Annotated in this window: 10 protein-coding genes; all 10 read right to left on the bottom strand. The window is 29.7% G+C overall.

Translation table 11 applies throughout. The annotated features are described in order from the left end of the window. Positions 1–83: 83 nt before the first annotated feature. The 10 genes from ABGT36_RS05665 to purD all read right to left on the bottom strand — a co-directional run bounded on the left by ABGT36_RS05665 (position 84) and on the right by purD (position 13,943). Positions 84–899 (bottom strand): hypothetical protein, encoded by an 816-nt coding sequence (locus tag ABGT36_RS05665; protein WP_204215216.1) that lies wholly within the window; start codon positions 897–899, stop codon positions 84–86. A 178-nt stretch (positions 900–1,077) separates the two neighbouring features. Beyond that, complete coding sequence (locus ABGT36_RS05660; RefSeq protein WP_087299649.1) at positions 1,078–1,638, bottom strand: manganese efflux pump MntP family protein; 561 nt, start codon at positions 1,636–1,638, stop codon at positions 1,078–1,080. Positions 1,639–2,214: 576 nt separating this feature from the next. Continuing rightward, positions 2,215–3,600 carry an adenylosuccinate lyase gene (purB, locus tag ABGT36_RS05655; RefSeq protein ID WP_346677157.1) on the bottom strand — a complete coding sequence of 462 codons (1,386 nt, stop codon included), beginning with the start codon at positions 3,598–3,600 and terminating at the stop codon, positions 2,215–2,217. A 1-nt stretch (position 3,601) separates the two neighbouring features. Beyond that, the gene (locus tag ABGT36_RS05650) at positions 3,602–4,600 is read right to left on the bottom strand and encodes a phosphoribosylformylglycinamidine synthase subunit PurQ (protein ID WP_346677160.1); all 999 of its coding nucleotides are present in this window, start codon (positions 4,598–4,600) and stop codon (positions 3,602–3,604) included. Then, positions 4,584–5,291, bottom strand: coding sequence for an endonuclease/exonuclease/phosphatase family protein (locus ABGT36_RS05645; RefSeq protein WP_346677159.1), 708 nt, complete (start codon positions 5,289–5,291; stop codon positions 4,584–4,586). The genes ABGT36_RS05650 and ABGT36_RS05645 overlap by 17 nt, the downstream gene beginning before the upstream one ends. Before the next feature lie 111 nt (positions 5,292–5,402). Further along, on the bottom strand, positions 5,403–6,218 hold the full coding sequence (locus ABGT36_RS05640; RefSeq protein WP_204215216.1) for a hypothetical protein: 816 nt from the start codon (positions 6,216–6,218) through the stop codon (positions 5,403–5,405). Between the two features lie 178 nt (positions 6,219–6,396). Then, positions 6,397–6,957, bottom strand: coding sequence for a manganese efflux pump MntP family protein (locus tag ABGT36_RS05635; RefSeq protein WP_087299649.1), 561 nt, complete (start codon positions 6,955–6,957; stop codon positions 6,397–6,399). 576 nt (positions 6,958–7,533) lie between these two features. Further along, positions 7,534–8,919, bottom strand: coding sequence for an adenylosuccinate lyase (purB, locus tag ABGT36_RS05630; RefSeq protein ID WP_346677157.1), 1,386 nt, complete (start codon positions 8,917–8,919; stop codon positions 7,534–7,536). 1 nt (position 8,920) lies between these two features. Next, a complete protein-coding gene (locus ABGT36_RS05625; RefSeq protein ID WP_087371965.1) occupies positions 8,921–12,682 on the bottom strand; it encodes a phosphoribosylformylglycinamidine synthase in 3,762 nt (1,253 codons plus the stop codon). Between the two features lie 10 nt (positions 12,683–12,692). Continuing rightward, positions 12,693–13,943 (bottom strand): phosphoribosylamine--glycine ligase, encoded by a 1,251-nt coding sequence (gene purD, locus ABGT36_RS05620; protein ID WP_087371963.1) that lies wholly within the window; start codon positions 13,941–13,943, stop codon positions 12,693–12,695. Positions 13,944–13,954: the final 11 nt, after the last annotated feature.

Below are 13,954 nucleotides of genomic sequence, written 5' to 3'. Positions count from 1 at the left end.
TATAAAACTTAAAGTTTACTTAAGGTCAAGCTATTTTAAAATTTTACAAAAAATTACCTTTTTTTTACATAATATAAAAGATCCTAGTTTTCACCAGAATCTTGATTTCTTAAATAATCTTTGTCTTTATCTTTTTTTCTAGGAATAAACCGTTTTAAAAAATTAAATGTATTAGGATACTTAGCATAGAAAAAGCCAAATACTGAAAATACTGCCGCTCCGATGAAATTGACTAATAAATCACCAATCGTATCAATTAAACCAATATCAACATATCCAGCTAGTTGTTGTCCATTTACAATTACTTCTTTAATATTATGAATGGTAACTCTTGAGCCATCGACTAAATCAGCACCATTTAAAAGAGTAATCATAGTATTTTTTTGAGTATTCATACCAAAAAATTGATCCATACTAAATTCAAAAAATTCCCAGATAACACCAATCGTCATAGAAAAACAAAAAGCAACTAACACCACATATAATGGTGATAATTCAAATTTAACCCGTTCACTTTTATTTAATAAATCAACAAGTGAAAAACCAATTGCCGCAGCTAGAAAACCATTTAAAGTGTGCAACATCGTATCCCATTGTGGAAAAACAAAATAATAATCGTTTACCTCACCTAAAATCTCAGCAGCAAAAATAAACAATAAAATTATTATTTCTAACGTTGATGGCAGTTCAACTTTAAAAGTGACTTGAAAAAAACTAGGTACGATCAATAACAACAATGTTAATACACACATAAAAACATTTTCATAATTTTGATTAAAAAACTGTAAAATCATAGTCAAAATGACTAATAATCTTAACACCATATAAACCATAAATGAAGCTTTATGTTCTCTAGTCTCCAATAATATTGCATTACTGATTCTTTTCAATCTTTTCATAAATCTCGACTCCATTTTCATAATTTATATGTATTATAGCAAAAATATACTGTAATAGAAGACTAAACCTTATATTTTCTATTCCTGTAAATGATAATTTTATTTGAAAACGATTTCTTTATTATCAACTTTTCTTAAAAAATAAATAAACAAAAAAGGCGGTCTTTAACCACCAGTTTTAGAAAAATAAATGTTCTATTAAAATTTTTGTTCCCATCAAGATTAAAATTAAACCGCCAGCAAATTCCGCTTTGTTTTTATATTTTTCACCAAAGACATTTCCTACTTTAACACCAATAATACAAATTACAAAAGTAATAATTCCAATGATACTTATTGATGTTAACAATGATACATCAAAAAAGGCAAATGTAATCCCTACTGCAAGAGCATCAATACTAGTTGCAATAGCTAACATTATTAAATTACCAAATTTTAAACCTTCATCTTCAATATCAGCTTCATCTTTTTCAAAAGACTCTTTAATCATGTTTAATCCAATTGCACCTAATAATATAAATGCAATCCAATGATCAATAACAGCAATTTTATTTGCAAATGTAGTTCCTAGTAAATATCCTAGAGCTGGCATCAAAGCCTGAAAAACACCAAAAAAACCTGCGATTATTATAGCTTGACGATAATTCATCTTCCGCATTGCTAATCCTTTACATATAGAAACAGCAAAAGCGTCCATTGCTAGTCCAACACCAATTAGTACAATTTCAATTATCGACATCTTGCTACTCCTTTATTTGCTTGGCTAGTTAATTGTTTTGATTTTGTAATCAATCTTCCCATTTCAATCCTCCAAGTTTTTTTCATTGAAAAAGACCCGTATACAACAATATAATTGTTATATTCGAGCCCTTCAAATCCACAAATATAAAAACTCAATATAGGCAAATATATTGTTCTATATGAGTCTCGTTATTTAAGACAAGCCAGATTAAAAATAATCAGTATGTTGACTTGACCCACTTTTAAAAGTGCCAACTACTCCCTCAACGGTTATTTTCAATGTATCCTAATTTTATCTAATATATCATTTACAGTCAAGAATATCTTTATAAGTTATAGTTTAAAAATACTATATTTTATTAAAAAAACATTTGTTATCGTATTTTCAAAAAAAACATATAGAAAATCAGCAAAATCATAGATATCTTAGATTTTTTAATAATAAGAATTCGTTTTTATGATCATTTTTAAGAAATTATGAAATTGAAAAATATCTTTTTAACATAATTACAATTAATATAAATACTAAACCATTAAAAAACTAAGCTGTAATTTATACAGCTTAGTAATTAATTTATTTATTTAAATCCAATTTTGCTAATTTGTTAGCTAAACCAATATATGATGCTGGTGTCATTTCTACTAAAGTTTGATGATCTTCATCTGATAGAATTTCCAAACTTTCAGCAAATTTAAGAATATCTTCCTTAGAAATACTCTTTCCACGAGTTAATGCTTTTAAAGTATCATATGCATCAGGAACACCATATTTTCTAAGCATTGTTTGAATTGGTTCTGCAAGAACTTCCCATTTTTCATTTAAATCACTTGCTAATTTTTCTTTATTAACAACACATTTAGCTAAACCATTAATTGTTTCATTCATTGCTTGTAGTGAATATCCAAATGCTAAACCTAAATTTCTTTGACTAGATGAATCAGATAAATCACGTTGCATTCTTGATTTAGGTAATTTATTTGATAAAGCAACACAGATATTATTTGACATATCAATATTAGCTTCACTGTTTTCAAATCTAATTGGATTAACTTTATGTGGCATTGTTGAACTTCCAACTTCACCTTTTACTGGAATTTGTTTAAAATATTCCATTGAAATATATAACCACATATCAACATCAAAATCTACTAATACGTTATTGAAATGACGTACACCATCTAAAATATGGCAAGTATAATCATGACTTTCAATTTGAGTTGTCAATGGATTAAATGTTAATCCTAAATATTCTTCAACGAATTTTTTAGCTAATACTGGCCAATCAAAATTAGGAAAAGCAGTTAAAATTGCACTATAATTTCCTGTTGCTCCATTAAATTTAGCTTTGATCTTAATAGATTCAACATTTTCAATACTTGATAAGAAACGATATGCATATACTTTAAATTCTTTACCAATTGTTGTTGGTGTTGCTGGTTGACCATGAGTATGTGCAAGCATTGCATCATCACTATGTTCATCAGCCCATTTATCAACTATACTAGCTAATTCTTTAGCTTTTTTCAACCAAACATCTTTTAATCCATATTTTATCATACAAGCATATGAAGTATTATTAATATCTTCTGAAGTACACCCAATATGAACAAAACTTTGTAAATATTCGAATCCTAAAGCTTTTACTTGTTCATCAATAAAATATTCTACGGCTTTAACATCATGACGAGTTGTATTTTCAATTTCTTTAATTCTAGCAAATGAATCATAATTGAATTCATTTGTAATAGCCATTAATTTATCCATATCATCATGATTAAATTTCGCAAGAATATCATTTTCAACATTTTCGATTAAAAATCTTAACCATTGAATTTCAACGAAAACACGATATTTTACCAATGCATATTCCGAAAAATATTCTCCTAAAGCATCCTTAACACCCGAATAACGACCATCTAATGGACAAAGTGTTAAACATTCAAACTCTTGTTTTTCCATTCTATTTTCCACCTCTAAAATAATCTACTCCAGCTTCAAACAATTTTTGGTCCATTTCACCATAAACGTTTTTAAAGCGATTTTCACCTTGGCGTTCACTATGACCCATTTTTCCAATAACACGACCATCTAAAGAAATAATTCCTTCGATTGCATACATTGATCCATTAGGATTATATGGCGTTTGCATTGTTACTTTACGATTTGGATCAACATATTGTGAGAACACTTGCCCGTTTTCAAATAATTTTTCAATAGTTTCTTTTGGAGCAACGAAACGTCCTTCACCATGACTTACTGGAATTGTATAAACATCATCAACATTTACATATTTTAACCATGGTGATTTTACACTACCAATACGTGTATCGACCATTTGTGAAACATGGCGACCAATAGTATTAAATGTTAATGTTGGATCATCTTTAGACATATCTTTAATTTCACCGTAAGGTAATAATCCTAATTTAACTAATGCTTGGAATCCATTACAAATACCAATCATTAAACCATCACGATTTTCTAATAAATCAGTAATTGCAGCTTTTAAACGTGGGTTTCTTAATACCGTCGCAATAAATTTACCAGAACCTTCTGGTTCATCACCAGCACTGAAACCACCAGGTAACATTACAATGTTGGCACGTTTAATTGCAGCTTCTAATTCATCAATTGAATCATTAAGCATTTCTTGAGTTTTATTTCTAACTAATACCATTTCAACTTGGGCACCAGCTTTTTTAAATGCTCTAGCTGAATCATATTCACAGTTAGTTCCTGGGAAAACAGGAATAACCACTAATGGTTTTTCAACAATTACTTTTGGTTGTAAATCTGATCTTGTCTTACATGCAGCTACTTTTATTTCACTTGTAGGAGCTTTTTCTCTAGTAGGATAAACTTTTTCTAATGGTTCTTTATTAATTGCATATGCTTCATCTAAAGAAATCATTTCTCCACCATAAGATAAAGCTTCACTATCATTAGTAGTAGCTACCATATGTCATTAACGTTTCATCACTATTTACATTATCTAATATATCAGTATCCCATCGTTCATTATAACCATAAAAATAATTAAAATCACCAGCTAAAATCACATGACCATCTAATTCAATATTATTTTCAATAAAATCCAACTGAGTATCATGGTAACTATCATACGCTACATGGGTATTGTAAATATTTAACAGTGTTTGACCATACTCGATTACTGTTTTAGTTAAGACCCGTGGTTCTCTAAATAAACTATTAGCCATTAATTGTGATGATACATTAGTAATTGGATATTTACTTAATATCCCAATTCCATAATAACCGTTAAGAATCCACATTGTTGAATAAAAATGATAATATGGATAACCGGCTTCCTTTGCCATCGATGCAACCATATCAAAGTTACCAGAACGAATTGCATTTTGATCAACTTCTTGTAAGCAAATGATATCTAACTGTAAGTCTTTGATATCATTTACGAAACTTTCTAAATCTTCTTTTCCATAGTTTAATGAGTGAACATTATAAGTCCCTATTCTTAAACGATTAGTTGCATTAACATCCACACTATCTTTAGTGACACTACAATTATATTCACTAGCATAAACACTATAATAAAAACGACCAGCAACGACAACAATCAATATTACAACTACTAAAAACATTGAAATCACCATCTTTAAAAATCTTTTCATAGCCCATACCTCCAATTATTTTTTTTAGTATAAAACTTAAAGTTTACTTAAGGTCAAGCTATTTTAAAATTTTACAAAAAATTACCTTTTTTTTACATAATATAAAAGATCCTAGTTTTCACCAGAATCTTGATTTCTTAAATAATCTTTGTCTTTATCTTTTTTTCTAGGAATAAACCGTTTTAAAAAATTAAATGTATTAGGATACTTAGCATAGAAAAAGCCAAATACTGAAAATACTGCCGCTCCGATGAAATTGACTAATAAATCACCAATCGTATCAATTAAACCAATATCAACATATCCAGCTAGTTGTTGTCCATTTACAATTACTTCTTTAATATTATGAATGGTAACTCTTGAGCCATCGACTAAATCAGCACCATTTAAAAGAGTAATCATAGTATTTTTTTGAGTATTCATACCAAAAAATTGATCCATACTAAATTCAAAAAATTCCCAGATAACACCAATCGTCATAGAAAAACAAAAAGCAACTAACACCACATATAATGGTGATAATTCAAATTTAACCCGTTCACTTTTATTTAATAAATCAACAAGTGAAAAACCAATTGCCGCAGCTAGAAAACCATTTAAAGTGTGCAACATCGTATCCCATTGTGGAAAAACAAAATAATAATCGTTTACCTCACCTAAAATCTCAGCAGCAAAAATAAACAATAAAATTATTATTTCTAACGTTGATGGCAGTTCAACTTTAAAAGTGACTTGAAAAAAACTAGGTACGATCAATAACAACAATGTTAATACACACATAAAAACATTTTCATAATTTTGATTAAAAAACTGTAAAATCATAGTCAAAATGACTAATAATCTTAACACCATATAAACCATAAATGAAGCTTTATGTTCTCTAGTCTCCAATAATATTGCATTACTGATTCTTTTCAATCTTTTCATAAATCTCGACTCCATTTTCATAATTTATATGTATTATAGCAAAAATATACTGTAATAGAAGACTAAACCTTATATTTTCTATTCCTGTAAATGATAATTTTATTTGAAAACGATTTCTTTATTATCAACTTTTCTTAAAAAATAAATAAACAAAAAAGGCGGTCTTTAACCACCAGTTTTAGAAAAATAAATGTTCTATTAAAATTTTTGTTCCCATCAAGATTAAAATTAAACCGCCAGCAAATTCCGCTTTGTTTTTATATTTTTCACCAAAGACATTTCCTACTTTAACACCAATAATACAAATTACAAAAGTAATAATTCCAATGATACTTATTGATGTTAACAATGATACATCAAAAAAGGCAAATGTAATCCCTACTGCAAGAGCATCAATACTAGTTGCAATAGCTAACATTATTAAATTACCAAATTTTAAACCTTCATCTTCAATATCAGCTTCATCTTTTTCAAAAGACTCTTTAATCATGTTTAATCCAATTGCACCTAATAATATAAATGCAATCCAATGATCAATAACAGCAATTTTATTTGCAAATGTAGTTCCTAGTAAATATCCTAGAGCTGGCATCAAAGCCTGAAAAACACCAAAAAAACCTGCGATTATTATAGCTTGACGATAATTCATCTTCCGCATTGCTAATCCTTTACATATAGAAACAGCAAAAGCGTCCATTGCTAGTCCAACACCAATTAGTACAATTTCAATTATCGACATCTTGCTACTCCTTTATTTGCTTGGCTAGTTAATTGTTTTGATTTTGTAATCAATCTTCCCATTTCAATCCTCCAAGTTTTTTTCATTGAAAAAGACCCGTATACAACAATATAATTGTTATATTCGAGCCCTTCAAATCCACAAATATAAAAACTCAATATAGGCAAATATATTGTTCTATATGAGTCTCGTTATTTAAGACAAGCCAGATTAAAAATAATCAGTATGTTGACTTGACCCACTTTTAAAAGTGCCAACTACTCCCTCAACGGTTATTTTCAATGTATCCTAATTTTATCTAATATATCATTTACAGTCAAGAATATCTTTATAAGTTATAGTTTAAAAATACTATATTTTATTAAAAAAACATTTGTTATCGTATTTTCAAAAAAAACATATAGAAAATCAGCAAAATCATAGATATCTTAGATTTTTTAATAATAAGAATTCGTTTTTATGATCATTTTTAAGAAATTATGAAATTGAAAAATATCTTTTTAACATAATTACAATTAATATAAATACTAAACCATTAAAAAACTAAGCTGTAATTTATACAGCTTAGTAATTAATTTATTTATTTAAATCCAATTTTGCTAATTTGTTAGCTAAACCAATATATGATGCTGGTGTCATTTCTACTAAAGTTTGATGATCTTCATCTGATAGAATTTCCAAACTTTCAGCAAATTTAAGAATATCTTCCTTAGAAATACTCTTTCCACGAGTTAATGCTTTTAAAGTATCATATGCATCAGGAACACCATATTTTCTAAGCATTGTTTGAATTGGTTCTGCAAGAACTTCCCATTTTTCATTTAAATCACTTGCTAATTTTTCTTTATTAACAACACATTTAGCTAAACCATTAATTGTTTCATTCATTGCTTGTAGTGAATATCCAAATGCTAAACCTAAATTTCTTTGACTAGATGAATCAGATAAATCACGTTGCATTCTTGATTTAGGTAATTTATTTGATAAAGCAACACAGATATTATTTGACATATCAATATTAGCTTCACTGTTTTCAAATCTAATTGGATTAACTTTATGTGGCATTGTTGAACTTCCAACTTCACCTTTTACTGGAATTTGTTTAAAATATTCCATTGAAATATATAACCACATATCAACATCAAAATCTACTAATACGTTATTGAAATGACGTACACCATCTAAAATATGGCAAGTATAATCATGACTTTCAATTTGAGTTGTCAATGGATTAAATGTTAATCCTAAATATTCTTCAACGAATTTTTTAGCTAATACTGGCCAATCAAAATTAGGAAAAGCAGTTAAAATTGCACTATAATTTCCTGTTGCTCCATTAAATTTAGCTTTGATCTTAATAGATTCAACATTTTCAATACTTGATAAGAAACGATATGCATATACTTTAAATTCTTTACCAATTGTTGTTGGTGTTGCTGGTTGACCATGAGTATGTGCAAGCATTGCATCATCACTATGTTCATCAGCCCATTTATCAACTATACTAGCTAATTCTTTAGCTTTTTTCAACCAAACATCTTTTAATCCATATTTTATCATACAAGCATATGAAGTATTATTAATATCTTCTGAAGTACACCCAATATGAACAAAACTTTGTAAATATTCGAATCCTAAAGCTTTTACTTGTTCATCAATAAAATATTCTACGGCTTTAACATCATGACGAGTTGTATTTTCAATTTCTTTAATTCTAGCAAATGAATCATAATTGAATTCATTTGTAATAGCCATTAATTTATCCATATCATCATGATTAAATTTCGCAAGAATATCATTTTCAACATTTTCGATTAAAAATCTTAACCATTGAATTTCAACGAAAACACGATATTTTACCAATGCATATTCCGAAAAATATTCTCCTAAAGCATCCTTAACACCCGAATAACGACCATCTAATGGACAAAGTGTTAAACATTCAAACTCTTGTTTTTCCATTCTATTTTCCACCTCTAAAATAATCTACTCCAGCTTCAAACAATTTTTGGTCCATTTCACCATAAACGTTTTTAAAGCGATTTTCACCTTGGCGTTCACTATGACCCATTTTTCCAATAACACGACCATCTAAAGAAATAATTCCTTCGATTGCATACATTGATCCATTAGGATTATATGGCGTTTGCATTGTTACTTTACGATTTGGATCAACATATTGTGAGAACACTTGCCCGTTTTCAAATAATTTTTCAATAGTTTCTTTTGGAGCAACGAAACGTCCTTCACCATGACTTACTGGAATTGTATAAACATCATCAACATTTACATATTTTAACCATGGTGATTTTACACTACCAATACGTGTATCGACCATTTGTGAAACATGGCGACCAATAGTATTAAATGTTAATGTTGGATCATCTTTAGACATATCTTTAATTTCACCGTAAGGTAATAATCCTAATTTAACTAATGCTTGGAATCCATTACAAATACCAATCATTAAACCATCACGATTTTCTAATAAATCAGTAATTGCAGCTTTTAAACGTGGGTTTCTTAATACCGTCGCAATAAATTTACCAGAACCTTCTGGTTCATCACCAGCACTGAAACCACCAGGTAACATTACAATGTTGGCACGTTTAATTGCAGCTTCTAATTCATCAATTGAATCATTAAGCATTTCTTGAGTTTTATTTCTAACTAATACCATTTCAACTTGGGCACCAGCTTTTTTAAATGCTCTAGCTGAATCATATTCACAGTTAGTTCCTGGGAAAACAGGAATAACCACTAATGGTTTTTCAACAATTACTTTTGGTTGTAAATCTGATCTTGTCTTACATGCAGCTACTTTTATTTCACTTGTAGGAGCTTTTTCTCTAGTAGGATAAACTTTTTCTAATGGTTCTTTATTAATTGCATATGCTTCATCTAAAGAAATCATTTCTCCACCATAAGATAAAGCTTCACTATCATTAGTAGTAGCTACAATACGATATTTATCAAAAACACTTAAATCTTTTTCAGATTTTACTTCAATAATAATATTACCGTAATTGCGTACTAAATAGCTTCCTAGACTATATCCAGTATTAAATGCAGCACCTATTCCATTACCAAAAGCCATTTTACTAACAGCTTCAATAACACCGCCATCTTTTACTGTGTAAGCACTATAAATTTTCTTTTCTTTCATTAATGACATGATTGCATCATATTGTTTTTGTAAATGATCAAAATCAAAAACTTTAAACTTATCTTTTTTGATCATAACTTCAGCTAAAACATGTCCTGTTTCTTTTGCTTCTGGTGTCATTACATCATCTACTTCACCGCTAGTAATAGCAAAAGATACTAAAGTTGGTGGTACATGAAGATCTTCAAATGATCCTGACATACTATCTTTTCCACCAATTGATGGTAATTTTAAAGCACTTTGTACTCGATAAGCACCTAATAAAGCTGCCATTGGTTTACCCCAGCTAACTGGATTATCTAATAATTTTTCAAAGTACTCTTGGAAAGAGAATCTAATTTTATGATAATCTCCACCCATAGCTACAATTTTAGCTACTGATTCAACAATTGCATACATTGCTCCATGATAAGGAGACCATTTTGATATAACTGGATTATATCCATATGCCATAATTGAACATGTTGTAGTTTCTTTATCTAAAACTGGTATTAATGCAGCCATACCTTCAGTTTCACTATGATATTTGATACCACCAAATGGAGATAATACTGTTCCATTTCCAATTGATGAGTCAAACATTTCAATTAATCCTTTTTGTGAAGCAACACTTAGTTTAGATAAAGTTTCTTTTACAGTCTTTACAAAACTTGTTTGTGGTACTTCATCGAAAGGTGTTTTTTCAAAATCAGGTAAAGTGATTTTAACATCTTGATAACGATCTGCCCCAGCAGCATCTAAAAATTCTCTTGAAATATTGACAATATCTTGTCCCATATGTTTCATAACTAGGCGATTTTTATCTGTAACTACAGCTACTTGAACAACTTCAAGATTTTCTTTAGCACATTGTTCTTTAATAAAGTCAGCATCTTTAGGATCAATAACAATTGCCATACGTTCTTGAGATTCAGAAATAGCAAGTTCTGTACCAGTTAATCCTTCATATTTTTTCAATACCGCATCTAAATTAATTTCTAGCCCTGGTGCTAATTCACCAACAGCTACACAGACACCACCAGCTCCAAAGTCGTTACAACGAACGATTTTTTCACTTACTTCTTTATTTCTAAATAAACGTTGAATTTTTCGTTCTTCTACTGGATTACCTTTTTGTACTTCAGCACCAGCTGTTTCAATAGATTTTACATCATGTGATTTAGAAGAACCAGTTGCTCCACCAATACCATCACGACCAGTACGACCACCAATTAATAAAACAATATGTCCATTTAATGGTTCTAATCGTTTTACTTGTTCTTTAGGAGCAGCAGCCACAACAGCACCTAATTCCATTCTTTTAGCTGTGTAACCATCATCATAAATTTCATGTACATAACCTGTTGTTAAACCAATTTGGTTTCCATAAGATGAAAATCCATGAGCTGATTCTTTACATAGTTTTCTTTGTGGCAATTTACCTTTCATTGTTTCTTCTAATGATTTACGAGGATCACTAGCACCAGTGATTCTCATTGATTGATAAACATAGGCACGTCCAGATAATGGATCACGAATTGCACCACCTAAACATGTTGCCGCACCACCAAATGGTTCGATTTCAGTTGGATGGTTATGAGTTTCATTTTTAAACATCAATAACCATTGTTCATCACCTTCACTAGTATGAACTGTAATTTCTACTGAACAAGCATTGATTTCTTCAGAAACTTCTAAATCATCTAAATAACCTGTCTTACGTAATTCTTTCATTGAAATTGTTGCTAAATCCATTAATGTAAGTGGACGTTTAGTATCAATACCATAAACTAAATGACGACTTGTCTTATAGTCTTCAACATCTTTTTCTAAAATTTCTTTAAAGGCACCACTTTCAATATCTAAATCAGTAATTACAGTTGCAAATGTAGTATGACGACAATGATCTGACCAGTATGTATCTAATACTTTTAATTCTGTTTCTGTCGGATCACGTTTTTCTTCATTTTTAAAATAATCTTGAGTCACTTTTAAATCATCATAACTCATTGCCATTCCATTTTCACTTAAGAAATTTTCTAATCCGGCTTTATCTAATTCATTAAATCCTTCAATAGTTGGAACTGGCTTAATATCAGGAGCAGCATCATTTAAATCTTCTGGCTTTTCAAGGCTAGCAAGTCTTTGATCAACTGGATTAATTAAGAAGTTTTGGATTTTCTTTAAAACTTCATCTCTATCACCTTCAAAATCAATTGCATATACACGAGCACATTTAACTTTAGCATCTGTATTACCAGTTAAAATTGCAAAACATTGTTCACAAGAATCTGCTCTTTGATCATATTGACCAGGTAAATATTCAATCGCAAAAACTGACTCTTGATTACTTACCGGGAAACTTTCTTGATATACATCATCAACCATTGGTTCAGCTAAAATTGTATTAATTCCTTGATTTAACACATCATCGCTAATACCTTGAATATCATAACGATTAATTATTCTTAAAGAATTAATATTTATATTTAGCTGTTGACTTAAATTTTGTTTTGTTTCATTGGCTTCTGTTGCGTAAGCTAAACGTTTTTCAACATAGATTCGCTTTACATTACTCATTTTCATCCCCCTATCTAAGTCCGATATCATTGCGGTAGAATTTACCATCAAAATCTATTTTATTGGCTACTTTATATACTTTTTCACGTACCTCATCTAAAGAATCACCAGTAGCACAAATATTTAAGACACGACCACCACTAGTCACTAATTTTCCATCTTTGATAGCTGTTCCGGCATGGAATACTACACAATCATCACAGTCATCGATATTTTTTATTTCAATTCCTTTTGGATAACTTCCTGGATATCCTTGACTTGCAAGTACTAAACATGCAACATGTTTATCATTCCATTTTACTTCAACATCTTTTAATGTTTTAGTCGCACAAGCTACCATAATATCATATAAATCACTATCTAAACGAAGCATGATTGATTGTGTTTCTGGATCACCGAAACGAACATTGAATTCTAATACTTTTGGTTTATTATTTTCAATCATTAAACCAATAAATACAACACCACGATAATCCATGTTATCGGCTTTTAAACCAGCCATAAATGGTTCTAAAATTTCTTTTTCAAAAATCTCGTCCATACCTTCAGGTAAGAAAGGATTTGGTGATACAGTTCCCATACCGCCAGTATTAGGACCAGTATTACCGTCAAAAACTTGTTTATGATCTTTAGCACTTACCATTGGTACAATTGTTGTTCCATCTGTAAAGCAAAGTAAAGAACATTCAAACCCTGTTAAAAATTCTTCTAAAACAACTTTACTTCCAGCACCATCTAAGCTGCCATCAACCATCATTTCTTTTAATGTTTTTTTAGCATCATCAACATTTTCAACAATAACGACACCTTTTCCAGCTGCTAAACCATCAGCTTTAATTACTAAAGGAAATTGGAAATCATTTATTGCTTCGACAGCTTCATCATAACTATTTACCTCTTTATAACGAGCTGTTGGAATATTATGACGAATCATAAAGTCTTTCGAGAATGCTTTACTTCCTTCTAATGTTGCAGCATATTTAGTTGGTCCAAAAGCCATTAGGCCAGCTGCTTCTAAATCATCAGCTAAACCATTACATAATGGTACTTCAGGTCCAATTACCGTTAAATCAATATTATGATCTTTTGCAAATTTAACGATCATTTCATTATCTTCAACACTACCAGCAACACATTCACCGATTTTTGCTATCCCTGGATTACCAGGAATAGCATAAATCTTATCAACTTTTTCACTTTGATTTAATTTATATGCAATCGCATGTTCACGACCACCACTACCAATTACTAATACTTTCATATTTTTTAGCC

It is taken from the genome of Erysipelatoclostridium sp. An173, from assembly GCF_963931465.1.
Taxonomy (GTDB): domain Bacteria; phylum Bacillota_I; class Bacilli_A; order Erysipelotrichales; family Coprobacillaceae; genus Thomasclavelia; species Thomasclavelia merdavium.
The sequence above is the reverse complement of the archived record's forward strand: the minus strand, read 5'-3'. Positions and strand labels throughout refer to the sequence as shown.